The organism is Halopseudomonas yangmingensis (genome assembly GCF_900114825.1).
GTDB lineage: Bacteria > Pseudomonadota > Gammaproteobacteria > Pseudomonadales > Pseudomonadaceae > Halopseudomonas > Halopseudomonas yangmingensis.
Map to the genome: position 1 here is coordinate 186,534 of NZ_FOUI01000001.1, position 24,593 is coordinate 211,126.

Sequence of the window (24,593 nt, forward strand, 5' to 3'; positions counted from 1 at the left end):
TGACGGTGGCTGGTGCATGCCCGCCGGACGACCGGCGAGTCAGGGTTGTGCGGCAGTTTGCCGGAAAGCATTCGGCCTGTCCAGAATCCGTGGATGGCCTCCTGATCGGTGCATGATCAGCGCAATAGGGCTGATATCAGTTGGCCGTAACCCGCTGCATATGGGCCAGGAAGGCGCTCAGGTCGATTTCGCCGAGGATACGCAGTGGCTGTAGTTCAATGCCGCTGGCGTCGTAGAACAGAAAGCTGGGCGGACCGAATAGCTGGCGCTGCATCATCCAGTCGCGCTGCTCGGGACTGTTGCGGGTGACATCGAACTTGATGCGCTGATGACCGGCCAGCTGGTTGCGCACCTGATCATTGCCAAGCACCTCGCGCTCGATCACCTTGCAGCTGATGCACCAGTCGGCATACAGCTCGACCACCGCCGGCCGCTGTTCGGCAGCTGCCTGTGCGAGCAGACGGTCGAGTTCGGCGGTTGTTTCGGCGCGGGTGAAGAAGCCGCTATCGGTACTGCTGGCGGCCTGTGTCTGACTGCCGGTCAGCGGAGCCAGTGGCCGCAGTGGATCGCTGCCGCCAGCCAGTGCGCCAAACAGGGCCGCTGCCGCATAGAGTGCCGCCAGCAGCGCCAGAGTCTGGCCCAGTTTGCCGGCAGCGCCCTGCGGTACCCGCTCGAACAGGCCGAAGCGTACCGCCAGACCGGCGGCCAGCGCCGCCCACAGGGCAAGACTGACGGAGCCGGGCAGTACGCGTTCCAGCAGCCAGATAGCCACCCCGAGCAGGCCAAAGCCGAAGATCTGCTTGACCGTATTCAGCCAGTCGCCGGAGCGCGGCAGCAGCGCGTTGCCGAACACCGCCACCAGCAGCAGCGGTACGCCCATGCCGATCGCCAGGGCAAACAGCGTGGCGGCGCCGCCCAGCGCATCGCCGGTACTGCTGATATACACCAGTGCACCGGCCAGCGGCGCGGAAATGCACGGGGACACTACCAGCGTGGACAGCACGCCCATCACTGCCGCACCGGGAATCGAGCCGCCCCGGGTATGCCCGGCCAGACGTTCCGCCGGGCCACGGATAAAGCCCGGCAGACGCAGCTGCAGCACATCGAACATGGCCAGTGCGAAAATCACAAAGAACAGCGCAAAGGTGCCCAGCACCCAGGGCGACTGCAGTCGGGCCTGGATATTCAGTGCCGCACCGAACAGGCCGATCAGCGCACCGACCAGGGCAAAGCTCAGGGCCATGCCGAGCACATAGCTGAGCGCCAGGGCAAAGGCGCGCGGGCGGTTGATGTCACTGCGACCAACCACCATGGCCGAGAGGATCGGCAGCATCGGCAGCACGCAGGGGGTGAAGGTCAGGCCCAGGCCGGCGAGGAAAAACAGCAGCAGTGCCAGCCCCAGACGACCGTCATTCAGCGCACCGCCAAAGCCGCTGCTGGCCGGGCCATCACGCGGACTGCCGGCGCCGGTCTGCGGCAACGGCAGGCTGACGGTTTCCGGCGGGTAGCACAGCCCGGCATCGGCGCAGCCCTGGAAATCGATTTCCAGCAGGCCGCCGGGCGCAATACCTGGCGTCAGCTCAAGAATGATCTCGACGCCGTTGTAGAACACTTCGACATCGCCGAAGAACTCATCGCTTTTTGCTTCGCCGGCCGGCAGGCGGATATTCGCCAGCGCCTCCGGGGCCTCGCTGAAGCGAAAGCCCAGGCGGTGCAGGTACAGGTAATAGCCGGGCTCGATGTCGAACCAGACTCGCACCTGTTGTGCGTCAGCCTGACTGATTTGCGGGCGGAAGGCCTGGTCGACCGGCAGAAAGTTGTTCTGTGAGCCGCCGCCAAACAGCCCGCCAAGTGCGCCGCCACTGGCCTGGGACAGGCCGGGCAGGGTCAGCAGGGCCAATACGAGCAGAGCACTACGCAACAGCATGGGGCAATCCGTTCTGTGGGTTTGCTGTCATCATATAGACTCGCAACCGGCCTGCCGAGGGGCAAACTGTCACGGCATGTCCCGCGCAAGCAGCCAGCGCCCGGTGATGATATTCTTTGCGCTGAGAGCGGGTGCCGTTCCGGCACCATCAAGGAGAATTGCATGAAAGCCAAAACACTCAGGCAGCGCTGGTCACGTCTGCTTGCCGAACACCGGCCGAGCGCCGGCGCCTCGATGGCCAGTGGTCGCACCCGCGCGCTGCTGATCGCGCTGGCCTTGCTGCTGGTATTGAATCTGCTGCTGGGCTGGTACTGGAGCCGTGAGCCGGATCTGCAACCACTGCTTGAACCGCAGTCAGGGCAGCCCGCCGGTACACATACCGCATCCACCCTGCAGGCATTGATGCAGCACCTGCTGGACAAGCCCGGTGGTTACCTGAGCAACGACATACTGCCGCCCTCCGTGTTCCTCGACAATATGCCGAACTGGGAGTTCGGGGTGCTGGTGCAAGTGCGCGACATGACCCGCAGCCTGCGCCGTGATATGGCCCGCTCGCAGTCGCAGTCGGCCGAAGATCGCGATCTGGCCAGAGCCGAACCGCGTTTCCATTTCGATCACAACAGCTGGGCCATGCCGGCCAGCGAGAGCGAATACCGTGACGGCCTGAAGTCGCTGGATGCTTATATCAAGCGACTGCATGCCGGTGATGCGCAGTTCCATGCCCGTGCCGACAACCTGGCCGGGTGGCTCGGTGATGTGAATACCCGCCTGGGTTCACTGTCGCAGCGGCTGTCTGCCAGTGTCGCGCGTAACAGTAACGATCCGCGTGTCGATCGCACCGCCTGGAGCGAAATTGACGATGTGTTCTTCGAGGCGCGAGGCACCGCCTGGGCGCTTGTGCAGTTGTTGCGGGCCATCGAACACGACTTTGCCGATGTGCTGGACAAGAAGAACGCCCGTGCCAGCCTGCAGCAGGTAATTCGTGAGCTGGAGGCGACCCAGCAGAGTATCTGGAGTCCGGTGATCCTGAACGGCAGTGGCCTGGGCCTGCTGGCCAACCACTCGCTGGTGATGGCCAACTACCTGTCGCGGGCCAATGCTGGCCTGATCGATCTGCGTCGACTGCTGGAACAGGGCTGAACATGAATGCCGGCGAGGTTAATGCCTATCTGGCACGCTCGGCCGCCGAGCGGGTGATCAGTGTAGATGCCGATGACCATCCGCTGGCCGAGGTCAGTCGCGGTCAGGCTCAGCGCGACGGTCTGATTACCCGCTGCACCTATGTATTCGTATTCAACTCCAGCGGCCAGCTCTGTATGCACCGGCGTACCTTGCACAAGCGTTTATATCCCGGTTACTGGGACGTCTGTGCTGGCGGACTGGTGGCGGCAGGCGAGAGCTATGCCGAGGGTGCGGCGCGAGAGCTGGAAGAGGAACTGGGGGTGGTCGGCGTTGCCCTGCAGGGGCACGGGCGTTTCTATTTCGACTCGCCGGAAAGCCGGCTCTGGGGCGGCGTGTTCAGCTGTATCTGGGACGGGCCTATCCGCATGCAGCCGGAAGAAGTGCTGGCGGTGCGCTGGGTTGATCCGCAGGCACCCTGGCAACGCGCCGGCGAACAATACACCCCCGACTCGATGCAGGCGCTACAAGCCTGGCGCAGTGGCAATCTGAAGGACTTTGCAGGATGAAAAAATCCACGGGGCTGGGAGCACTGGGTGGTCTGGTGTATTCCACCGAGACCGGGCGCATGTGTCCGGACTGTCGGCAGCCGCAGGCTGACTGTCGCTGTGGCGAAGCCGTGGTGCCGGCCGGTGACGGCGTGGTGCGGGTGCGGCGTGAGACCAAGGGGCGCGGCGGCAAGACGGTCACCACGGTATCCGGTGTGCCGCTGGCCGGCGAGGAACTCAAGGCGCTGGCCAAACGCATCAAGGCCCGCTGCGGCTGCGGTGGTGCGCTGAAGGATGGGGTGATCGAGATCCAGGGCGATCAGGTTGCGCTGCTCTGTGACTGGCTGGCCGCAGAGGGTTTTCGCGTCAAGCGTGCCGGCGGCTGATCCTTGACTCTGCAGCAGTGGCGTGCCGACTGGCAGCACGCCGACACCCGGCGGCGGGTCTGGGCGCTGGCCACGCCGATGATCCTGTCCAATCTCAGCGTGCCGCTGGTCGGTCTGGTCGATACCGCCGTGGTCGGCCATCTGCAGCATGCCCATTACCTTGGTGCGGTGGCGGTTGGCAGCATGCTGGTGACCTTCGTGCTCTGGGCCTGCGGTTTTTTGCGCATGGGCACCACCGGCTTTGCTGCCCAGGCCTGCGGTCGCGCCGATGGGCAGGGGCTGCGGCTGGTATTGCTGCAGGCGCTGTGGCTGGCGGTATTGATCGCCATTGCGGTGGTTCTGTTGCAGCGCCCGCTGCTGGAACTGGCACTGCGCTTTATCGACAGCAGCCCGGCACTGATTGAGCAGGCGCGGCTGTATGTTGGCATCCGTCTGCTCAGTCTGCCGGCGGCACTGGCCAATTTGGCGCTGATCGGCTGGTTTGTCGGCCTGCAGAATGGCCGGGCGCCGCTGTATCTGCTGTTGCTGGTGAATCTGGCCAACGTGCTGCTGGATATCCTGCTGGTTATGGGCTTTGGCTGGGGCGTGGCCGGCGTGGCCTGGGCCACGGTGATCAGTGAATACACCGGCCTGCTGTTTGGCCTGTGGCTGGCCCTGCAGCTGCTGCGCCAGCATGCTGGGCAGTTCCGCTGGCTGGATGCATTGCGCCTGCGCGGTGCCGCACCGCTGCTGCGGGTCAACCGGGATATTCTGCTGCGCACCCTGGCGCTGGAGCTGGTGTTCTACCTGCTGCTGGTGCAGGGTGCACGCCAGGGTGACGCGGTACTGGCGGCGAATGCGGTACTGCTGAATTTTCTGATGCTGGCCTCGCATGGGCTGGACGGGCTGGCGCACGCCATCGAGGCGCTTGGCGGACATGCCGTTGGCCGTCGTGACCGCACCGCCCTGCGGCGGGCGCTGGTGGTATCGCTGGGCTGCTCATTACTGATGTCGATCGGCTTTGCACTGGCCTTTATGCTGCTAGGACCCTGGCTGATCCAGCTGCTGACCGGCCTGCCGGAGGTGCGTGAACTGGCAGTCCGCTATCTGCCCTGGCTGGCCCTGCTGCCTTTGGTGGCGGTCTGGGGTTTTCTGTTCGATGGCCTGTTTATCGGCGCCACCCGCGCCCGCGAGATGCGCAATGCCATGCTGGGTTCGGTGCTGCTGGTGTATCTGCCGCTCGCCTGGCTGCTGCGCGATGCCGGCAATCACGGCCTGTGGCTGGGCTTTCATCTTTTCATGCTGGCGCGCGGCCTGAGTCTGGCTGGCTGCTTTGTCTGGCTGTGGCGGCGGGGGCGCTGGATACCGGATTGACTGCTCAGGCCTTCGGCTTGACCAGCCACCAGTGCAGGTAGCGACCCAGCGGCGCATAGGCCGGGTGTCGGCTGTAGCGCAGTTCCTGCTCCAGTAACTCGGTCAGGCTGCTCTGGTGGCGAAACTCGTCGGGCATATAGTCGTGGAATACCCGAATGCCACTCTGACCCTGCAGGTGCAGGCCACTGGCGGCAACCCAGTCGGCGACCTGGCGCGGGTCCAGTGGCTGCTGCGGGGTCAGGCTGCGTTTGCTGCCGGCCAGCCGGCCCTTGTCGATCTTGCGGAACTGGCCCTTGAGCAGGTTGCGGTAGATCAGCGCATCGCGGTTGTAAAAAGCCAGTGACAGGCAGCCGCCGGGGCGCAGGCGCGCGGCCAGCTGGGTGATGGCTGCCTGCGGGTCGGCCAGCCATTCGAGTACCGCATGGCAGACCAGCAGGTCAAAGTCGCGCAGCCCGTCCGGCAACGCCTGCAGGCTGGATTGCAGAAAATCCACCCAGGTTGGTGGCAGGTCTGACAGCCGTTCGCGGCAGGCCTCGAGCATTTCCGCCGAGGGGTCGCTGAGGGTCAGCCGATGCCCGCGCCGCGCCAGCCAGTCGCCGATATGCCCAAGCCCGGCACCGACGTCCAGTACCCGCAACGGCCCGTTGTCCGGCAGCCACTGTTCCAGGTCTCGGCAGAGCACGGCCAGGCGAATGGCGCCCTTGTTGCTGGCGTAGATCTTGCGGGCGAAGTGCGTACCCATCTGGTCGAAATGCCGGTCAGTCATGGCTGTCCTTGAGAATCATCGGCAGACCGGCGACGCAGAAGGTCACCCGCTGGCTGATCTGCGCCAGCTGCTGGTGCAGCCAGCCGGCCTGGTCGACAAACTCGCGGGTCAACTGGCCCATCGGCACCACGCCCAGACCGGTTTCATTGCTGACCAGCAGGATGCGCCCCGGCAGCTGTGGCAGCACCTGCAGCAGGGCCTGGCGTTGTTGTTGCCACTGCGCCGGGTCGTCGAGCAGATTGCTTAGCCACAGGGTCAGGCAGTCGACCAGCAGGCAGCGTTGCGCTGCCGCCTGCTGCTGCAGGACGGCGGCCAGCTGGCGCGGCTCCTCGACCAGTTGCCAGCCGGCCGGGCGCTGGCGCTGGTGATTGGCAATGCGTTCGGCCATCTCGGCATCCAGCGCCTCGGCGGTGGCGATGCAGGTCACCGGCAGGCCGCTGGCCAGTGCCTGTTGTTCGGCATGCCGGCTCTTGCCGGAGCGCGCACCACCGAGAATCAGTTCGATCATGCCGGCTGCTCCCCACCTACCGGCTTGCCATAGCTCTGGCTGACAAAGGCCGGTTCGATCAGACCTCGGCGCTGGTTGACCACCAGTGTCAACACATGCAGCAGATTGCACAGCAGGTTACACAGGCGCGGCAGCAGCATCGGTACTTGCATGCCGTCCTGTTCCAGTCGGACCATCAGGCGGATCGCCTTCTTGCAGCCGGAGCGGGCCATGTGCAGCTGCGGCACCGGTGGCAGGCCGCGCGGCAGGACGAAGCCGTTCAGCCTCTCGGGGACCTGTTCGCGGTAGTGTTGCAGGCGTGCAGCCAGCCACTGCAGATCGGCCTCGCTGACTGCCAGCCGGCCACGGATCGAGCCGTTGACATGGAAAGCCAGCGGCTGGATGCGCTCCAGATCGGCGCGCAGATCGTCCAGCGAGTCGTCCATATGGGAAATCGCCGCACCGAGCAGCGCGCAGAGTTCATCGGTGACCACCTCGAAGTCGCACAGCCAGGACTGCTCGTAGATAAAGGGGTAGCAGAGTTCGTCGAAATTGCCGTTGAAACGAAAGGCCATGGCTTACCTCGGCAGAATGACCGGTGGCTGGTTATGCAGATCAATGTGGGTGTCGACGCCAAAGGCCTGGCGCAGGTGCTCGCGGGTCAGCACTTCGGCGGGACTGCCAAAGGCCAGCATGCGGCCCCGGTGCAGCAGGCACAGGCGGTCACAGTAACGTGCCGCCAGCGACAGGTCGTGCACTGACAGCATGACGCCGCGCTCACCGGCGGCATAGTCACGCAGCACCTGCAGCACATGCTGCTGGTGGTACAGGTCCAGGCTGGCGACTGGCTCGTCGGCCAGCACCAGTTGCGGTTGTCCGGCCAGTACCCGGGCCAGCCAGACCCGCGCCTGCTCACCGCCGGACAGCCGGTCGATGCGCCTGTGCCAGAATTGCTCGACTTCGGTGGCCGCCGCCGCTGCCCGCGCCGCCTGACGGTCGTCATCGCCCCAGGGCAGGCGGCCGAGGCTGACAATATCAGCGACGCTGAGCGCCCAGGCGCTTTGATTATGCTGCGGCAGAAAACCGATGCGCCGGGCTCGCTGACGCTCGCTCAGCTGCTGCAGTGGCTGGCCCTGCAGCCAGGCCTGACCCTGGGCCGGCAGGATGCCGGCCAGGCAATGCAACAGGGTTGACTTGCCGGCGCCGTTGGGGCCGATCAGGCCGAGCACCTCGCCGGGCTGCAGATCCAGGCTGACGGCCTGCAGGCGTTCCGCGTGGCTGATAGCTTCCAGCTGCATCAGAGTCATGCGCGGCGCTCCTTCCATACCAGCCAGATAAACAGCGGTGCGCCGATCAGCGCGGTGAGCACGCCCAGCTTGAGTTCGCGGCCGGGCGGCAGCTGACGCACCCCGATGTCAGCCAGACAGACCAGCGTGGCACCGGCCAGCGCCGCCGGGATCAGCAGGCGATCTGGCCGGTGGCGCAGCAGGGGGCGCAGCAGGTGAGGAATCACCAGGCCGACAAAGCCGATGCCGCCGGCCACCGCCACCGCCGAGCCTACCAGCAAGGCCGAGCCGAGCACTACCAGCAGGCTGCCGCGGCGATAATTCAGGCCCATGCTGCGTGCCGTTTCATCGCCCAAGCTGAGGGCGGCCAGTAGCCGGCGCTGCGACAGCACCAGTGCACCGCCGGCCAGTAGTCCCGGCAGCAGCAGCCACAGGTGCTGCAGACCGCGCTCGGATACCGAGCCCAGCAGCCAGAACACCAGCTCCTGCATGGCAAAGGGGTTGGGCGCAAAATTCAGCACTGCGGCCAGTGCCGCGCCGCTCAGGGTAGAGATCGCCAGTCCGGCCATGATCACCATGTGCGCACGGGCGCTGCCGGCCAGCCCGAGCATCAGCAGCAGCGCCAGCGCCGCGCCTATCAGACCGGCGACACTGGGTGCGGCGCTGCCGAGGCCCGGCAACAGGCCGAAATAGAACACGCTGGCGGCGCCGAGTGCCGCGCCCTGGGTGGCGCCGGTCAGACTGGGGTCGGCCAGCGGGTTGCGCAGCAGCCCCTGCAGTGCTGCCCCGCTCAGGCCGAGGGCGGCGCCGACGCTGAGCGCCAGCAGGGTGCGTGGCAGACGGATGTCGCCGATCACCATGGCCGCCAGGCTGCTGTCGCCACGCAGCCAGTCGAGCAAGCCCTGCAGCGGATTGACCGTGGCACTGCCGAGCGCCAGCGAGGCCAGCGCCACCAGCAGCATCAGCAGGCCCAGGGCCGGGGTTACTAGTCGATCCATTGCGCGAGTTGCCTTGTCAGTTCCCAGGTCCAGGGGCCGGGGCATTGCCAGCGCCAGTAGTCGGTAGTCAGCCAGCGGTCGGCGGCAATGCCCTGGCGCAGTACCGGGTGTTCGGCAAACTGGTTGGCCAGTGCTCGGTGTTCCGGTGCGGCAAAGAGTATGGCATCCGGCGGGTCGCTGGCGAGCTGTTCCAGATCCAGTCGCTGGTGGCCGGGGCGCTGCAGGTGATTGCGCCAGCCGGCCTGTTCGATGATCTGGTGTTCAAAGGTGCCGCTGCCGGTGCCTATGCCGTTGGCGCCGAGCAGCAGCAGCCGAGGTGCATCGGCGGCCGGCCGGTTGGTTGGGGGCAGCGCGGCGGCCAGTGCCGGGTCCTTGCCCAGCAGGCTGAGCAGCCGGCGTTCGTAGTCGACCACCTCGGCCAGGGTCTGCGGCAGCGCCAGTACCTCGACCCGCAGGCCCAGTTCACTGAGGCGCTGGCGCAGCATCAGGGCGCTGTACTGGCCAACCAGCACCAGATCCGGTTGCAGCTGCACAACCTGTTCCAGCGAGCCGTCATGCATTGGCCAGTGCTCGCCGATCCAGTGCACCGGGTAGCGCCGGTGCAAGGGCGAGAGGGCCGCCACCTGTTGCGGGTCGGCATGCCAGACCAGCGACCAGTCCATGCACAGGTCCAGCGATACCACCCGCTGGGGTGTGTCGCTGGCGGCAGGCAGTGTCAGCAGCATCAGCAGCCCGCCAAGCAGCCGGCGCAGGAAAGCGCGGCTGCTCAGGCTGGCGGGCGACTGCAGCGGCTGCATCTCAGAGCGCCGGGGTCCAGGTGACGCCGAGCATGAGACTGGCGCGCGGTTCGCGGTAGCCGAAGTTTTCACCCTGATAGTTGTACACCAGACGGCTGTAATCCTTGTCCAGTACGTTGCTCAGCTTCAGGTCCAGTGCCAGTTCGCTGCTGGCCTGCCAGCCGGCACGCAGGTCGAGGGTGGCATAGCCGGGCAGGGTGATGTCGTTGCCCTTGTCGCCATAGCTGTTGCTGACCGCCTTGAGGCTGGCGCCGAACGACAGCGCGCCGACATCCCGGTCCATATCCAGATTAAGGGTACGCCGCGCCCGGTTGCTCAGGGTGTGGCCGCTGTCGCGGTTGCGCGGATCAATCAGACTCACGCCCAGACTGCCCTGCCAGCCGAACAGCTGTTGGTGCAGGCTGGCCTCGACCCCCTGGATACGCGCCCGTTCGACGTTCTCCATGGTGCTGGTCCAGGTTACCGGATCGCTGACAAAACTGATCAGGTCACGGAAATCGGTACGGAACAGCGAGGCTTCCAGGCGGGTCTGCGGGCCCAGCTGGCTGCGCCAGAGCAGTTCGTAGTTGCGCGATTTTTCCGGTTTCAGGTCGGGATTGCCGCTGTAGCCAAAGTCCAGTGGCCAGTACAGGTCGGCAAAGGTTGGTGTGCGAAAGCCTTCCGAGTAGCCCAGGGTCAGCTGGTTCTGCGCGTTCAGCTGCAGGGTTAGCGCGGCATTCGCGGTGTTTTCGTGGCCGAACTGCTGGTTGTCGTCATGCCGCAGGCCAAGCTCGGTGGCAAAGCCGTCCTGTTGCAGGCTGTGCTGCACGAACAGCGCGCGGTTGTAACGGTTGCTACGGGTGAAGTCGTTGCTGCTGCGTACCTTGTCGTTCAGGTAGTCGGCACCCAGGCGCAGGGTCTGGCGATCTGACAGGGTCAGGGTGTTCAGCCAGTTCAGCGAATCGCGGTAGCTATTGTTGACGGTGCTGCCGGGGAACAGCTTGTCGAAGTTTTCCTGCTTGTCCTCGCTGTGTCCGAGCTCAAGGCGGCTGCGCCAGTCGGCACCGGGTTGCAGTTCCAGGTAGGCGCTGCTGCTGTTGACGGCGAAGCGGTCCCAGTTGCTGGCCGGTACGCTGGCACCAAACGGCGGTACGCTGGGGTCCCAGCGACCGAAGGGGTTGTCGATTTCCGTGGTACCGCGCTGGTCGAGCAGGTTCAGGCCGGCCTCGACGCCGTTGGCGAAGCTGTGGCTCAGGCTGAAGGCCAGCGAACGGTTGCGGTAGGCATCGTGGTCGGCATCGCTGGCAAAGGAGTCGCGGGTGCGGTCGAAGCCGGCGCTTTCCTCCAGACTGGCGCTTAGGTGGTAGCGGGTGGCGGCATCGCCGCCGGACAGGCCGAGGCTGCGTTCCCAGGTGCCTTTGCTGCCACCGGCCAGCCGTACATAGGGCTGCAGGCCCGGGCCGTCACCACGCCGGGTGAAGATCTGCACCACGCCGCCCATGGCATCGGCGCCATAGATGGCCGAGCGGGCACCGCGCAACACTTCCACCCGCTCAATCTGGTCGACCGTCAGGTATTGCAGGCTGGCGCCCCCGGCAGTGGCCGAGCCGACGCGCACGCCGTCGATCAGGATCAGCGTCTGCGCCGTGCTGGTGCCACGGATATACAGGCCGTAGACTGCGCCACGACCACCGTAGCTGGCCACCTGTACGCCGGGTACGTGGGTCAGTAGTTCCTGCACGCTGGCCGGGCGCAGGCGTTCGATATCGGCCCGGGTGAACACGCTGTTGGCCACCGGGCTTTGATCGCGTTGCTGCAGATCGCGGTTGGCGGTGATCAGGGTTTCCGAGAGTTTCAGCGCCTGTTCGCGCTGGTTGCCTGGATTGGCCACAGCCAGTGGTGGCAGCAGTGCCAGGGCAAGGGTGATTCGGGACAGTTTCATGCAATAGCCTCAAAAGATGAAAAAACTTTTGAGGAGGGCGGACAAGCGGCGCACTGGCACTGGAAGCACGGGCACGGCACTTGACGGTGATGCCCTCCGCAACACCAGTCGAAATCCGTGCAGGCCGGTCTCCGGACTCTTGACGCTCATCCGCTGACCTTCCCATGCCATGGCACAGTGGTGTGGAGCGGACGCCGACGGATCGGGGTCAATTACCGTTGCGGGGGCAGTGTCGGGATTGATTTCGCAAAATCTCACCGACTTCTCGTTTCATGCCTTTCAAGGCACACCTGCACGAAGAGCGCCGGCATCTTACGCCCTGGGCTGGCCCGGTTCAAGGAACAATGTCCCGCCAGCACTGGCGCGAATTCCTGCTGTGCTAGGCTAGACAGCCTGATTATGGAATGCCGTAATGCCCGAATACCGCCAGTCAGACGCCTTTCTGCATACCCTGCCGGCGCCGCTACAGGATTATCCGCAATGGCATCGCGGGCGCACACGCTATGCCCTGTGGATGCTGCCGGTGGACTGCCCACTGCTGTTGCGGCATCTGCAGCTGCTGCAGCGGGAGCTGGCCGATCTGCTGCATCCGACCCGCCGCCAGCCGCATGTGACCCTGTTTGTCTGTGGTTTCGAGCAGTCGCAGCGGCGCTTTGATGACGACTTTACCCCGGCACAACGAAATGCCCAGCGAGCGGCGCTAAGCCAGATGCTGGACGCACCCGCCTGCCTGCAACTGGGTGAGCCGGACAGTTTTGCCAGTGCCGCCTTTTTGTCGCTGCAGGATCCGCAGGGCTGGCTGCCGCGCTGGCGTGCGGCCTTGTCGCGGCATGCCGATGAGGTGCGCCAAAGCACCTATGTACCCCACCTGACCCTCGGGCTGTATCGCCGGCGCATCAGTCGCGAACAGTTGTGCGAGCGTCTGGCGGCCTTGCCAGCAGCACCGCACAGCCGCTTGCCGGTGAGTCGGCTGGTCTATGCACGCTATGCCGCGCGGGATCTGTTCGGGCCGCTGCACACCCGTCTCAGTCTGCCCCTGCCGGTGGATGATTTGTAGTTGGGCACAAAAAAAGCCGGCCTTGTGGGCCGGCTTCTTTCGGGTGCCCTGACCGCTGGCTGCCAGGGCAGACAGGGGACAGGGCACCGTGGCAGAACACTTATTTTTGGTAAGCGTTGACTGCCTTGACGATTTCCGCACGGGCTTCGTCGGCGTTGCCCCAGCGGTCGATCTTCACCCACTTGCCGGGCTCCAGATCCTTGTAGTTCTCGAAGAAATGCTGGATCTGCTGAATCAGCAGTTCCGGCAGGTCGGTGTATTCCTTGATATCGCGATACAGCGCGCTGAGCTTGTCATGCGGAACCGCAATCAGCTTGGCATCACCGCCGCCATCATCGGTCATGTGCAGCACGCCAACCGGACGCGCACGGATCACGGCGCCGGGAGTGACCGGGTGCGGAGTGACTACCAGCACATCCAGCGGGTCGCCGTCATCGGCCAGGGTGTTGGGGATGTAGCCGTAGTTGGCCGGGTAGAACATCGGTGTAGCCATGAAACGGTCGACGAACAGGGTGCTGCTGTCCTTGTCGATCTCGTACTTGATCGGCGCATGGTTGGCCGGGATCTCGATGGCGACATAGATGTCGTTGGGGATGTCCTTGCCGGCGGGGATCTGGTCGTAGCTCATGGGTCACCTGGTGGGCATGTGAAAACTGGGGCGCGATTATAGGGGCAGACGCGGCGGATACCAAGCAAAACCGCTTGGACCTTGGTCGTAGAACGGGTGTGATGCAGAAGGAGAATCTCGAGAGTGCTGGAGCGGGTGAAGGGAACAGCACCCGGTCGCTAACTCGTTTATTACGAACGTTTTTTCCGATCCAAGCGTCACGGAATGGACTCGATTGTGGACTCAAGTCTTCGGCCTGGTCAACGCAGGCCGTTGCGGGTGATCCAAAGCGAGCCAAGCACATCCATCAACAGCCAGAGCATCGGATTTCATACCGAAGTCTATCTGTCCACTGGCACATCACGCCACAGGCCGCTACGGACAGGTGAGCTGCGTCCTCAAAGGATTGACTCATCATCGACAGGCCCGGTCCCGCCCGCCTTTCGCCCGCTCGATGAACCGCTTCATGGGCTCCGAGGGTTCGCCCCGGCGGCGCAGCAGGTAGGTAGAGAGCACCGGTGGGCTGCCGGCCAAGGGACGAATGGAGATGTCCGGGCGCTGTAGCGTCTGCACCTGCGAGGCGATGGCGAAGCCGATGCCGTAGCCGGCACCGACCAGGGTCAGCATCACGCCCAGGCTGGTCACTTCATCGACCAGCTTGAGCGGCGTGCCTGCGTCCTGCAGCAGCGCTTGAATCTGATGGCGGCAGCCCGATCCCGATTCGGGATGGCACAGAACCAGCGGGAACTTCAGGGCTTCGGCCAGCGGCACCTGCACGTGTGCCAGCAAGGGGTGGCGTGCGGGCACGATCACCGACAGCGGATCGGTCCACACCGGCTCGGCGACGAGGCCATCATGTACCGCGTTTGACAACGCAAAGCCGATGTCCAGCAGATCGTCGTGCAGCGTCTTGAGCTGCTGCGCGAACGGCAGCTCGAAGACGCGAATCTCCATCTCGGGCTCCTCCTCGCGGCTGCGTGCCAGCAAGGTGGCGATGCGGGGCTGCGCCAGGCCGTCGCAGATCGCGATGCGCAGATGGCCCTGGTAGCCCTGTGCCGCCGCCTTGGCGCTCTTGACTGCCTGCTCCACGGTGGCCTGCACGCGCCGGCATTCGCCGAGGAACACCTGGCCGGCCCAGGTCAGCCGCGTCAGGCGTGTGCTGCGGTCGAACAACTGCACGCCAAGCTGGCTTTCTAGGTCGCGCATCGCACGTGACACAGGCGATTGCTCGATGCCCAGACGCTCGGCTGCCCGGGCCAGATGCAGTTCTTCCGCGACTGCGATGAAGTAGCGCAGCAATCTGAAATCCAAGGCCACCTCCTGTTCGTCTTCTTCTGGTTCGGCCTCTCGGGCGCCAGCATCTCCATCCACATCCCGCCCACTTACGCCCCGCCAGGCTTGCGATGTGCCGGCGCCCTTCCGCCAATGAGGTGCGGAGGGCGACGTTTGCGCCCGCCAGAAATCGACCGTTGGCAGCCGTCTGAGATAGCAGTTCTGCTGTTCATCGAGACCTCTTTTTCGTGCTTCCCCTCTTGCGGTCTGGCTGCACAGTGGTAAGATAGTAATAGATTACTCACTTTTTGGGATGCAAGCAATGAGCGGACACTCCAGGCATCTACCGGCTGATGAGAGGCGCGCGGCCACCGTCGAGGCAGTGGTCGACTTGGCTGCCGAACAGAACCCCAGCGACATCACGACCACGGCCATCGCGCAGCGCATGGGGTTGACCCAGGGAGCACTGTTCCGTCACTTCCCGACTAAGGACGCAATCCTGCAGGCGGTGATGTCCTGGGTTACGGAACGCCTGCTCGCTCGAGTAGACAAGGCCGCAGAAGGTGCTACGTCCCCCCTCGCAGCTCTTGAAGCGATCTTCAAGACGCACATCGACTTCGTGGCCGAGCACCCGGGGGTGCCGAGGATGCTCTTCGGCGAATTACAGCGGCCGGGGGAGACCCTGCCCAAGCAAATGGTGCAGACCTTGACCCGTCAATATGGTGAGCGGTTGCGTCGACTGCTCGAAGCCGGTAAGGCGCGAAGCGAGCTGCATTCAGAACTGGATGTGGACGCGGCCGTCGTCTTGTTCATCGGCACAATTCAAGGGCTGGTGATGCAGTCGTTGCTGGCGGGCGATGTAGCACGCATCCGCCGCGACGCGCCAGCCGTGTTTGCCATCTATCTCCGTGGCATCACGCACACCCGATGAAACGCCTTCCATCCTGCCGCCACGCAGTTCCTCGGTCAGCCGAGAGGCACACCACGGTCATGCGATCGCGTTGCGCCTCCAGCGCGAATCCGCGTCATTCAACACTCAGCCCGACCGCCCGGCGGAATGCACACGCACGCCGCGACGACGACGAAGGCCTGGGAGTTTCCCCGATCAAGTAAAGGCCATGAAGATGACCACTCATCCACAACGCAGCATCTGGCACTGGCTGATCTCCCTGCTTGCGATCGGCTTCGGTCTGCTCACTCTTCGGGAGGGCGGCGCCGTTCTGTTTGTCGACGGCGCGGCGCGCCAAGCCGCCGGCCACTATGTGCCCTTCGTGCTCTGGTTCAATTTTCTGGCCGGGTTCGCCTACATCGTCGCCGGCGTCGGCTTGTGGATGCGCCGGCGCTGGGCCGCGTGGTTAGCGATTGTCATCACGGTGGCGACCGCACTCGTGTTCCTCGCTTTCGGAGTGCATGTGGCTCTGGGTGGCGCCTGGGAGCGACGCACGGTGGTCGCCATGACGCTGCGCACGTTGGTGTGGGCTGGCATAGCGGCCATCGCCTGGCGCCGGTCAGCGGCGAATGCGCCGGTCGCACGCGAGCACTGAGCACCTTTATCCAGCGGAAACCCATCGATGAAAACTCCAAACCTCCTCTTCAAGAAAACCCGTTGGGTCGTGATCGCCGTCGTCGTGCTCGCTCTTGGCGGCGCACTGGCGTTCTGGTTGTCGCGCGACCATGGACAACAAGATGCATTGCGCCTCTACGGCAACGTCGACATCCGCGAGGTGCAACTGGCCTTCCGTCAGCCCGGGCGCGTGATGCAAATGGCTTTCGATGAGGGCGATGCCGTCAGCGCGGGCGCGCGCCTGGCGGCGCTTGACGCGCAACCCTATCGGGAAGCACTTGCGGCAGCACAGGCCCAGGTGCAGGTGGCGCAGGCGGAACTGGCCAAGCTGCGCCGCGGTCTGCGACCGCAGGAAATCACCCAGGCGCGCGAAGCCCTCAGGCAGGCCCAGGCGCTCGCCACCGAGACCGAGCGCAATTTCCAGCGCCAGAGTGGCCTGCTGGCATCGGGCGCCAGCAGCCAGCGCACGGTCGATGCAGCCCGCACGGCGCGCGACCAGGCAGCCGCTGGCGTCGAAGCGGCCAAGGCGGCCCTGTCGCAAGCATCCGAAGGTTTTCGCAAGGAAGACATCGCCGCGGCAGAAGCTCGCCTTGCGGCCGCACAGGCTGCCGCAGCGCAAGCCACGACAGCCTTGGCGGACACCGAGTTGATGGCGCCCAGTAGCGGCACCGTCATCGCACGAGTGCGGGAGCCCGGCAGCATGGTCGCAAGCCAGAGCGCGGTCTACAGCCTGAGCCTGGACAAGCCGGTTTACGTGCGCGCCTACGTGGGCGAGTCGGACTTGGGGCGCATCGCTCCCGGTACTGTGGTGCGCGTCAAAAGCGATTCATCAGAGAAGGTCTATCGCGGCCAGATCGGCTTCATCTCGCCGCGCGCCGAGTTCACCCCCAAGACGGTGGAGACGACGGATTTGCGCACGGATCTGGTCTACCGCCTGCGCATCGTCATCGACGAAGCCGACAGCGATAGTGCCTTGCGCCAGGGCATGCCGGTGACGATCGAGGTCGATGCGAAAGCCGGCACCCGTATCCCGGCGGGGGAGCGTTGAAATGCAGGCAAGCCCTGCTATCGCCGCCGTGCCTGCGGGTGCGGGCGAAGACGCTGCCATCGTCATCGAAGACGTGGACAAGCATTTCGGCGACGTAAAGGCGCTGCGGGGCTTGAGCGCGCGCATCCACTATGGACGGCTGGCGGGTCTGGTCGGCCCCGACGGCGCCGGCAAGACGACGCTGATGCGGATTCTGACCGGCCTCCTGGTGCCGAACGCCGGCCACGTCACCTTGGCAGGCTATGACGTGGTCAAGGACAACGACGCCATTCATGTCGCCAGTGGCTACATGCCGCAACGCTTTGGCCTGTACGAAGACCTGTCGGTGATGGAGAACATGCGCCTGTATGCGCAGTTGCGCGGCATGGATGCGGACCGCAACGCCGATCTGTTTGCCGAGCTGCTGGACTTCACGCGGCTCGGACCCTTCACCAAACGCCTGGCCGGCAAGCTCTCCGGCGGCATGAAGCAGAAGCTGGGCCTTGCCTGTGCGCTCATGGCGCGGCCGAAGGTGCTGCTGCTGGACGAGCCGGGCGTGGGTGTCGACCCGGTCAGCCGCCAGGACTTGTGGCGCATGGTGCAGGCGCTGACCGATGAAGGCATGGCCGTGGTCTGGTCCACCGCCTATCTCGACGAAGCCGAGCGCTGCGAGAGCGTGCTGCTGCTGAACCAAGGGCAGCTCCTGTTCGATGGCCCGCCGCAGGAGCTGACCGCGCAGCTCGAAGGCCGCAGTTTCCGTCTGGAAGACGTCGGTGCCGAGCGCCGAGCGGTCCTGACCCAGGCACTCGACCTGCCCAGCGTGAGCGATGGCGTGATCCAGGGCGCCGGCGTGCGCGTGGTGTTGCGCGAGGGCGCTCAAGCGGAGCAGCTCCAGGCCCTGTCCGATCAGGCGCGAGTGGAGCTGGCGCAGGTGCCCGCGCGCTTCGAAGACGCCTTCATCGATCTGCTCGGTGGCGGCCCCGGCGGCACTTCGACGCTGGCCGAGCGTCTGCCGCCGGTTGAGCTGGGTTCCGACATTGCCGTGTCGTGCCGAAACCTCACCAAGCGCTTCGGCGAGTTCACCGCCACCGACAACGTCAGCTTCGAGGTGCAAAAGGGCGAAATCTTCGGCCTGCTCGGCCCTAACGGCGCCGGCAAGTCCACCACCTTCAAGATGTTGTGCGGCCTGTTGAAACCCACTGCTGGCGAAGCGCATGTGGTGGGCCATGATCTGCGCCGCGCCACCGGCGCAGCCAAGAGCCGGCTCGGCTACATGGCGCAGAAGTTTTCGCTCTACGGCCTGCTCTCGGTGCAGCAGAACCTGGAATTCTCGGCCGGCGTCTACGGACTGGAAGGCAACACCCGGCGCGAGCGCATTGCCGAGATGATCGAAACCTTCGATCTGGGCGACTGGCTGTCCGCCACGCCCGATTCCCTGCCGCTGGGCCACAAGCAGCGCCTGGCATTGGCTTGTTCGCTGATGCACCGGCCGCCCGTGCTGTTCCTAGATGAACCCACTTCGGGCGTGGACCCGATCACCCGGCGCGAATTCTGGACCCACATCAACGGACTGGCCCGCAAGGGCGTGACCATCATGGTCACCACCCACTTCATGGACGAGGCCGAATACTGCGACCGCGTGGCCATGCTCTCGCGTGCGCAACTGATTGCGCTGGATACGCCCGACGCGCTCAAACGTTCGGCGGTCAGCCCCGAACGACCCGACCCGACGATGGAGGACGCCTTCATTCACCTGGTGGAGTCGGCGGACCGCGAGCTGGAGGCCGCCACATGAACGGCACCACAAAGCACAAGGACGGGAATGGACCACAGCAGACCGACCTGCGCCATTTTGATCTGCGGCGCTTGATCGCCCTGGTCACCAAGGAAAGCTACCAGGCGCTGCGCGACCCCTCGACGCTGCTGATCGCGTTCGTGCTGCCGGTGGTGTTGCTGCTGCTGTTCGCCTATGCGGTGTCGCTGGATGCGAAGGATGTCCGCGTCGGCGTGGTGCTGGAGTCGCCCGGCGCTGCAGCGCAGGAGCTTGCGGCGGCCTTTGCTGGCACAAAGTTCCTGGATGCCCACTTCGCCCATGACCGGCGCGAAGTGGCCGACCAGCTGGTCTCAGGCGACCTGCGCGGCTACGTGGTGATCCCGCAGGATTTCGAGCAGCGGCTGGCCCAGCGTGGCAGCGAGCCGCTGGTGCAGATCGTCACCGACGGCTCCTACCCCAATACCGCCAACTACGTCGAGAACTACGCCCGCGGCGTGGTCCAGTCCTGGCGTGCCGGACTGGACGTCGGAGCACCAGCGCAGGCCGTCATGCTGGAACCGCGCTACTGGTTCAACCCCGAGCTGGAAAGCCGCCGCGCACTGATTCCCGGTGCCATCGCCATCGTCATGACCATCATCGGCACCATGCTGACTGCACTGGTGGTGGCGCGTGAATGGGAGCGCGGCACCATGGAGGCGGTGCTGTCCACGCCGGCCTCGGTGGCCGAAATCCTGATCGGCAAGCTGCTGCCGTACTTCGTGCTCGGCATGCTGTCCACGCTGGGTGCGGCGGCGCTGGCGGTGTTCGTGTTCGGGGTCCCGATGCGGGGCTCGCTGGCGGCGCTGCTGCTGCTGTCGGCGGTGTTCATGGTGCCGGCGCTGGGTCAGGGTCTGCTGATTTCCTCCTTGGCACGCAACCAGTTCCTGGCAGCGCAGATTGCGCTGTTCACGGGCTTCCTGCCGGCCTTCATGTTGTCGGGCTTTCTGTACGAGATCGACGCCATGCCGGCACCGATCCGCGCCATCACCTTGGTGGTTCCGGCGCGCTACTTCGTCGATTCGCTGAAGACGGTGTTCCTGGCCGGCGACATCTGGGCCGTGTTCCTGCCCAACCTGGCGGCCATGGCGGCGATCGGGGGGCTGTTCTTCGTGATCGCCAAGCGCGCCACGCGCAAGAACCTGGAGTGACGCGATGTTGACTTCCGCATTCTCGTTCACCCGCCTGCGCGCCCAGTTCATCAAGGAAGTGCTCAGCGTCCTGCGCGACCCGCGCAGCCGCATGGTGGTGTTCGTGCCGCCGATCCTGCAGTTGCTGGTGTTCGCCTTTGCCGCGACGCTGGAAGTGCGCAACGTCGATATCGCCGTCTACGATCAGGATGCGGGGCGCTGGTCGCACGAGTTGGTACAGCGCCTAGACAGCGCCCGCTTCATCACCCACGTCCGGCATGTCGACAGCCAACAGCAGCTCCACGAGCTGATCGACCGTGGCGAGGTGATCGCCGCGCTCGCCATCCCGGTGGATTTCTCGCGCTCCATCGCCGCCGGCGAAAGTGGCCGCGCGCAGGTACTGGTCGATGGCCGGCGCAGCAACTCCGGGCAGATCACCGTGGCCTATCTGTCCACCATCGCCGCCGATGTCGGCGCCGAGGTCGTGCCCGACGCCCAGGCACCAACGCCCGTGGTCGTGCGCCACTGGTTCAACCCGAATCTGGTCTACCGCTGGTTCATCGTGCCCGGCCTGACGGGCATCCTGGCGCTGTTCAGCGCGCTGCTCATCACCTCGCTGTCGATTGCGCGCGAACGTGAACTCGGAACCTTCGACCAGTTGCTGGTGTCGCCCACCTCGACGCCAGAGATCATCATTTCCAAATCACTGCCGGCACTCGCAATTGGCACTGCGCTGGGCCTGTTCATGATCAGCGCGGGCGTCTTCCTGTTCGGCATCCCGTTTACGGGCTCGTTTGCGCTCCTGCTCGCCAGTCTGGTGCTGTTCATCCTGTCGGTGGTCGGCATCGGTCTGATGATTTCCGCGGTCAGCATGACGCAGCAGCAGGCCATCCTGGGGGCGTTCGCCATCGGCGTGCCGGCGGTGCTGATGTCCGGCTTTGCGACACCTGTGGAAAACATGCCTGTCGTCCTGCAATGGCTGGCTCAGGCCATTCCACTGACCCATTTCCTCATCATCGTCGAAGGCAGCTTTCTCAAGGCCATGCCGCCCGGTGACATTCTCGCCAGCCTGTGGCCGCTGGCGGTCATCGCCCTGGTCACGCTGACGATGGCCACCGTATTCGTCCGAGGACACCTGCAATGAAATCCAAGCCCCGCACTCCCTTTCTTCGCGCAACCGTCACCGGCCTGACCCCTGGGCGCGCGCGTCCGCTCGCGCTGGCCCTGTCCTGCGTGCTGCTGACTGCCTGCGCAAGCGTGGGCCCCGACTACCGCGAGCCGCCGCCGGTCGACGTCGGCAGCGGCTGGAGCTTGCCGTTGGCAAGCGAATCCCAGTCCGCAGACTTGAGCCAATGGTGGTCTGCACTGGACGATCCCATCCTCGATCGCCTGATGGCCATGGCGCTGGCACAGAACCTGGATCTGCGCCAGGCTGCGGCACGCATCGATGAGGCACGCGCCCTGCGCGATCGTGTGGCCGACGAGGCATTGCCCACCGCCGCCGCTGGCGCGAGCGTCAACCGGCGCCGTCAAAGCGAGAACGGACCCCTGCCCGTAGGCTCGATCCCCGGCCTTGACGCCACGCAGACCATCTACGACGCGGGCTTCGACGCGGCCTGGGAGGCTGACTTGTTCGGGGCCAAGCGGCGCGCGCTGGAAGGCGCCAGCGCCCGCCTGCAGGCGACCGAAGCCGAGGCACAGGGAGTACGCATGCGCGTCGTGGCCGAGGTCGCGCGCACCTGGTTCACCGCCGTCGGCGCCCGCTACGAGTTGCACGCACAACAGGCCACACTGGATACGCTGCAGCAGACCTTGGAATTGGTGCGCCTGCGGCATGCGCTGGGCGACGCGTCGGCCGCCGACGTGGAGGCGGCGTACGCCCAATGGACAGCAGTCAACGCGCTCATCCCGGATATCCAGGCGCGTCAGCGCGCCGCGATACTCAGCCTGGGCGTGCTGCTGGGCGCGCCGCCGGAGCGGGAGCTGGCACTGCTGGATGGCCCCTTGACGCCGAGCACGCTGCGGGCGCTGCCGGTGGGCGAGCGCGCAGAGATGCTGCGCCGGCGCCCGGACGTGCTGGCTGCGGAACGTCACCTGGCAGCGAGTTCCGCCGACATCGGCGTGGCCACGGCCGAGTTGTTCCCCAAACTCTCCATCGGTGTCGGCGGCGGGTTCCAAGCGCTCAGTACGGGCGATTGGTTCGATGCATCCAGCTCGCGTTTTTCCATCCTGCCGCTGATTTCCTGGCGCCTGTTCGACGGTGGCCGTGTGCGAGCCGAAATTCGGGCACGCGAGGCGGCCGAGCGACAGGCCGCGCTGGCCTATGAGCAGGCCGTGCTGGCGGCGCTGGGCGATGCCGAGCGCGCGCTTGGCGACTACCACGGCGGGCTGGACACACTGGAGCGCCGCGGTATGGCACTGGATGCCGCGCGCACCAGCTACGGCCACGCCAAGGCGCGCTACGCGGCGGGCGACATTGCGCTGGTCGAACTGCTGGCTGCCCAGCGCAGTCTGCACGAGGCCGAAACCGCAGCCGCACGCGCGCATACCAACGCCGCCGTGCAACTGGTGGCGCTGTACAAGGCCCTTGGTGGTGGCTGGGACGTATCCACGACGGCATCGACCGCAACCCATCCGCTGCGGGGCGCTGCCGCCCCCGTCGCGTTTTCAAGCCGCTGATTCAACACAAGGAGACCGTCATGCAAATCAACGTTGGAAATCTCGACCGCATTGTGCGCATCGTCATCGGACTGATTTTGCTCAGTCTCCCATTGTGGCTGGACTCATCCTGGCGTTGGCTGGGACTCATTGGAATCATGCCACTCCTCACCGGCCTGGCAGGCCGCTGTCCTGGCTATCGCCTGCTCGGCCTCAGCACTTGCCCGATGCGAAAACCCGAGTGAACGCCCTATGAAACTCAGTTTTTTGGGCGCAGCCCGAGAAGTCACCGGATCGTGCTTTCTGGTCGAAGCGGCTAATGTCCGCTTCCTGGTCGATTGCGGCATGGTTCAAGGTGGGCGTATAGCAGCAGCACGCAACCACGAGCCGTTCGCGTTCGACCCGGCGTCCATTGACTTCGTCCTGCTGACCCACGCCCACATCGACCACAGCGGGCTATTGCCCAAACTCACGCGCGCCGGGTTCAAGGGGTCCATCTACGCCACGCCAGCGACGGTTGATCTGCTCGGGGTGATGCTGCCCGATAGCGCTCACATCCAGGAAATCGATACCAAGCGGGTTGCCAAGCGGCTCAAAGAAAAGACCGTGCCGCTACCCCTGTATACCCTGCAGGATGCACACGAATGCCTGCAGCAAGTACGAGGTATCGAATACGACCGGGAGTTCGCACCCCGCGTCGGGGTGCGCGCCCGCTTTCGTGATGCCGGACACATCCTTGGTTCGGCCATCGTGGAAGTGTGGATTACCGAGTACGGTTACCCCACGAGGATCGTGTTCAGCGGCGATCTGGGTCAGCCGGGACGCCCCATCCTGCGCGACCCGACACCCATTGAGGAAGCCGACATCCTCGTCATCGAGTCCACCTACGGTGACCGCCGGCACAAGGATTTTTCGGCGACCGAAGCGGACATGATCGGCATCGTCGAGAAAACCCTGTTCGAGCGCGGCGGCAATGTCATCGTTCCGGCCTTTGCGGTCGGCCGAACCCAGGAGGTGCTCTACCACCTACATCGTCTCACCTGCGAAGGACGTCTGCAGCGTCCAATGGTGTTTGTCGATTCGCCGATGGCCACCGAGGCCACACGCATCACGCGTGAACATCTCGAATTGTTCGACGAACAGGCGAAGCGGTTGGCCGGATGGCACGCGCGCGGCGAGAACCTCCCGTACCTGGATTTCACAGCGAGCGCTGAGGAGTCCATGGCGCTGAACCGGATTCGCTCCGGGGCCATCATTATTTCTGCCAGCGGCATGTGCGATGCGGAACGTATCCGGCACCACCTGCGCCACAACTTGCCACGCCGCGAATGCAGCATCTTGTTTCCCGGTTTCCCGGTTTCCAGGCGCAGGGGACGCTTGGCCGGCGCCTGATCGAGGGGGCCGAACGTGTACGCATCTTCGGCGAGGACATCCCGGTACGTGCGGCGATCCACAGCGTGGACGGCCTCTCGGCGCATGCCGACCAGAAGGCGCTGCTGGATTGGGCACGTGCTTTCATTCAAGCACCGGCGCAAACCTTCGTGGTGCATGGGGAATCGTCGGCCGCGCAAACCTTCGCTGACCTCTTGCAGCAGCAACTCGGCTGGCAGGTCACGGTGCCCGAGTATGGCCATGCGCTGCGCTGGCCGGACTTTCTGGCGCACGAGTGATGAAGCCCGCAGAAGATCTCGATGAACGCCTGCAAGTGGCAGGAGCTGACGCCCACGCTCTCGAACAGTTGCGTGGTCTTCCCGCACAGCCGCACCCGCGTGCAGGCCCAGCAGGGCGACTACGCCTGGGCCTTGTGGCGGCCGTACTCCTGCTGCCGGCGCCGTGGCCAGGTCTTCCTCGGCAGCGTCGATTTCATGTGAGGAACCCAC

General features: G+C 65.1%; 25 protein-coding genes, 1 pseudogene and 1 riboswitch. Of the genes and pseudogenes, 16 read left to right on the top strand and 10 right to left on the bottom strand.

Features of this window, described 5'->3' with window-relative positions; translation table 11 throughout:
- Window positions 1–136: 136 nt before the first annotated feature.
- Window positions 137–1,924, bottom strand: a complete 1,788-nt coding sequence (dsbD, locus tag BMZ23_RS00925) for a protein-disulfide reductase DsbD (RefSeq protein WP_425431648.1) — start codon at window positions 1,922–1,924, stop codon at window positions 137–139.
- Window positions 1,925–2,161: 237 nt separating this feature from the next.
- On the opposite strand from dsbD, the gene BMZ23_RS00930 reads away from it, so the two are divergent.
- From BMZ23_RS00930 to BMZ23_RS00945, 4 genes are read left to right on the top strand one after another with little or no spacing between them, the layout of a single operon-like run.
- Window positions 2,162–3,067 (top strand): DUF2333 family protein, encoded by a 906-nt coding sequence (locus tag BMZ23_RS00930; RefSeq protein WP_245748091.1) that lies wholly within the window; start codon window positions 2,162–2,164, stop codon window positions 3,065–3,067.
- Between the two features lie 2 nt (window positions 3,068–3,069).
- Window positions 3,070–3,615, top strand: a complete 546-nt coding sequence (locus BMZ23_RS00935; RefSeq protein WP_342707808.1) for an NUDIX hydrolase — start codon at window positions 3,070–3,072, stop codon at window positions 3,613–3,615.
- On the top strand, window positions 3,612–3,980 hold the full coding sequence (locus tag BMZ23_RS00940) for a translation initiation factor Sui1 (protein WP_093471478.1): 369 nt from the start codon (window positions 3,612–3,614) through the stop codon (window positions 3,978–3,980). The genes BMZ23_RS00935 and BMZ23_RS00940 overlap by 4 nt, the downstream gene beginning before the upstream one ends.
- A gap of 9 nt (window positions 3,981–3,989) precedes the next feature.
- Entirely contained in the window at window positions 3,990–5,333 is a 1,344-nt protein-coding gene (locus BMZ23_RS00945) for an MATE family efflux transporter (RefSeq protein ID WP_245748092.1), read from the top strand.
- Between the two features lie 4 nt (window positions 5,334–5,337).
- Here the strand turns inward: BMZ23_RS00945 and BMZ23_RS00950 are convergent, their stop codons facing one another.
- From BMZ23_RS00950 to BMZ23_RS00980, 7 genes are read right to left on the bottom strand one after another with little or no spacing between them, the layout of a single operon-like run.
- Window positions 5,338–6,099, bottom strand: coding sequence for a methyltransferase (locus tag BMZ23_RS00950; protein WP_093471481.1), 762 nt, complete (start codon window positions 6,097–6,099; stop codon window positions 5,338–5,340).
- Window positions 6,092–6,607 carry a bifunctional adenosylcobinamide kinase/adenosylcobinamide-phosphate guanylyltransferase gene (gene cobU / locus BMZ23_RS00955; protein ID WP_093471484.1) on the bottom strand — a complete coding sequence of 172 codons (516 nt, stop codon included), beginning with the start codon at window positions 6,605–6,607 and terminating at the stop codon, window positions 6,092–6,094. Before cobU ends, BMZ23_RS00950 begins: the two co-directional genes overlap by 8 nt.
- Window positions 6,604–7,161 carry a hypothetical protein gene (locus BMZ23_RS00960; protein WP_093471487.1) on the bottom strand — a complete coding sequence of 186 codons (558 nt, stop codon included), beginning with the start codon at window positions 7,159–7,161 and terminating at the stop codon, window positions 6,604–6,606. The genes cobU and BMZ23_RS00960 overlap by 4 nt, the downstream gene beginning before the upstream one ends.
- Window positions 7,162–7,164: 3 nt before the next feature.
- The gene (locus BMZ23_RS00965) at window positions 7,165–7,893 is read right to left on the bottom strand and encodes an ABC transporter ATP-binding protein (RefSeq protein WP_093471490.1); all 729 of its coding nucleotides are present in this window, start codon (window positions 7,891–7,893) and stop codon (window positions 7,165–7,167) included.
- Window positions 7,890–8,870, bottom strand: coding sequence for a FecCD family ABC transporter permease (locus BMZ23_RS00970; RefSeq protein ID WP_093471493.1), 981 nt, complete (start codon window positions 8,868–8,870; stop codon window positions 7,890–7,892). Before BMZ23_RS00970 ends, BMZ23_RS00965 begins: the two co-directional genes overlap by 4 nt.
- Window positions 8,858–9,667, bottom strand: a complete 810-nt coding sequence (locus tag BMZ23_RS00975; protein WP_245748078.1) for an ABC transporter substrate-binding protein — start codon at window positions 9,665–9,667, stop codon at window positions 8,858–8,860. Before BMZ23_RS00975 ends, BMZ23_RS00970 begins: the two co-directional genes overlap by 13 nt.
- Before the next feature lies 1 nt (window position 9,668).
- Window positions 9,669–11,588: a TonB-dependent receptor domain-containing protein gene (locus tag BMZ23_RS00980; protein ID WP_093471496.1), complete on the bottom strand. Its 1,920-nt coding sequence runs from the start codon at window positions 11,586–11,588 to the stop codon at window positions 9,669–9,671.
- Between the two features lie 105 nt (window positions 11,589–11,693).
- Window positions 11,694–11,897, bottom strand: a riboswitch (cobalamin riboswitch).
- Window positions 11,898–12,000: 103 nt separating this feature from the next.
- Between BMZ23_RS00980 and BMZ23_RS00985 the strand changes: the two genes are divergently transcribed.
- On the top strand, window positions 12,001–12,645 hold the full coding sequence (locus tag BMZ23_RS00985; protein ID WP_093471499.1) for a 2'-5' RNA ligase family protein: 645 nt from the start codon (window positions 12,001–12,003) through the stop codon (window positions 12,643–12,645).
- A 100-nt stretch (window positions 12,646–12,745) separates the two neighbouring features.
- On the opposite strand, the gene ppa is transcribed toward BMZ23_RS00985, so the two are convergent.
- Both ppa and BMZ23_RS00995 read right to left on the bottom strand, forming a co-directional pair.
- Window positions 12,746–13,273 (bottom strand): inorganic diphosphatase, encoded by a 528-nt coding sequence (ppa, locus tag BMZ23_RS00990; RefSeq protein ID WP_093471502.1) that lies wholly within the window; start codon window positions 13,271–13,273, stop codon window positions 12,746–12,748.
- Between the two features lie 393 nt (window positions 13,274–13,666).
- On the bottom strand, window positions 13,667–14,563 hold the full coding sequence (locus tag BMZ23_RS00995) for a LysR family transcriptional regulator (protein WP_010792197.1): 897 nt from the start codon (window positions 14,561–14,563) through the stop codon (window positions 13,667–13,669).
- 283 nt (window positions 14,564–14,846) lie between these two features.
- Here BMZ23_RS00995 and BMZ23_RS01000 point away from each other — a divergent pair, with 283 nt between their 5' ends.
- The 11 genes and pseudogenes from BMZ23_RS01000 to BMZ23_RS01045 form a co-directional block, all read left to right on the top strand.
- A complete protein-coding gene (locus BMZ23_RS01000; protein WP_023443938.1) occupies window positions 14,847–15,455 on the top strand; it encodes a TetR/AcrR family transcriptional regulator in 609 nt (202 codons plus the stop codon).
- Window positions 15,456–15,642: 187 nt separating this feature from the next.
- Window positions 15,643–16,068, top strand: a complete 426-nt coding sequence (locus BMZ23_RS01005; protein WP_014819567.1) for a hypothetical protein — start codon at window positions 15,643–15,645, stop codon at window positions 16,066–16,068.
- 27 nt (window positions 16,069–16,095) lie between these two features.
- Window positions 16,096–17,136 (top strand): secretion protein HlyD, encoded by a 1,041-nt coding sequence (gene hlyD / locus BMZ23_RS01010; protein WP_010792193.1) that lies wholly within the window; start codon window positions 16,096–16,098, stop codon window positions 17,134–17,136.
- A 1-nt stretch (window position 17,137) separates the two neighbouring features.
- Window positions 17,138–18,910, top strand: a complete 1,773-nt coding sequence (locus BMZ23_RS01015) for an ATP-binding cassette domain-containing protein (RefSeq protein WP_093471505.1) — start codon at window positions 17,138–17,140, stop codon at window positions 18,908–18,910.
- Complete coding sequence (locus BMZ23_RS01020; RefSeq protein ID WP_010792191.1) at window positions 18,907–20,076, top strand: ABC transporter permease; 1,170 nt, start codon at window positions 18,907–18,909, stop codon at window positions 20,074–20,076. Before BMZ23_RS01015 ends, BMZ23_RS01020 begins: the two co-directional genes overlap by 4 nt.
- 4 nt (window positions 20,077–20,080) lie before the next feature.
- Complete coding sequence (locus BMZ23_RS01025; RefSeq protein ID WP_093471508.1) at window positions 20,081–21,199, top strand: ABC transporter permease; 1,119 nt, start codon at window positions 20,081–20,083, stop codon at window positions 21,197–21,199.
- Window positions 21,196–22,734, top strand: coding sequence for an efflux transporter outer membrane subunit (locus BMZ23_RS01030; RefSeq protein ID WP_093471511.1), 1,539 nt, complete (start codon window positions 21,196–21,198; stop codon window positions 22,732–22,734). The genes BMZ23_RS01025 and BMZ23_RS01030 overlap by 4 nt, the downstream gene beginning before the upstream one ends.
- Before the next feature lie 20 nt (window positions 22,735–22,754).
- Entirely contained in the window at window positions 22,755–22,958 is a 204-nt protein-coding gene (locus tag BMZ23_RS01035) for a YgaP family membrane protein (RefSeq protein ID WP_010792188.1), read from the top strand.
- A 7-nt stretch (window positions 22,959–22,965) separates the two neighbouring features.
- Window positions 22,966–24,105 (top strand): MBL fold metallo-hydrolase, encoded by a 1,140-nt coding sequence (locus tag BMZ23_RS01040; protein ID WP_245748079.1) that lies wholly within the window; start codon window positions 22,966–22,968, stop codon window positions 24,103–24,105.
- Entirely contained in the window at window positions 24,042–24,383 is a 342-nt protein-coding gene (locus BMZ23_RS15105; protein WP_245748080.1) for an MBL fold metallo-hydrolase RNA specificity domain-containing protein, read from the top strand. Before BMZ23_RS01040 ends, BMZ23_RS15105 begins: the two co-directional genes overlap by 64 nt.
- A 33-nt stretch (window positions 24,384–24,416) precedes the next feature.
- Window positions 24,417–24,584, top strand: a pseudogene (locus BMZ23_RS01045) (TraU family protein); the annotation flags it as partial.
- Window positions 24,585–24,593 lie beyond the last annotated feature (9 nt).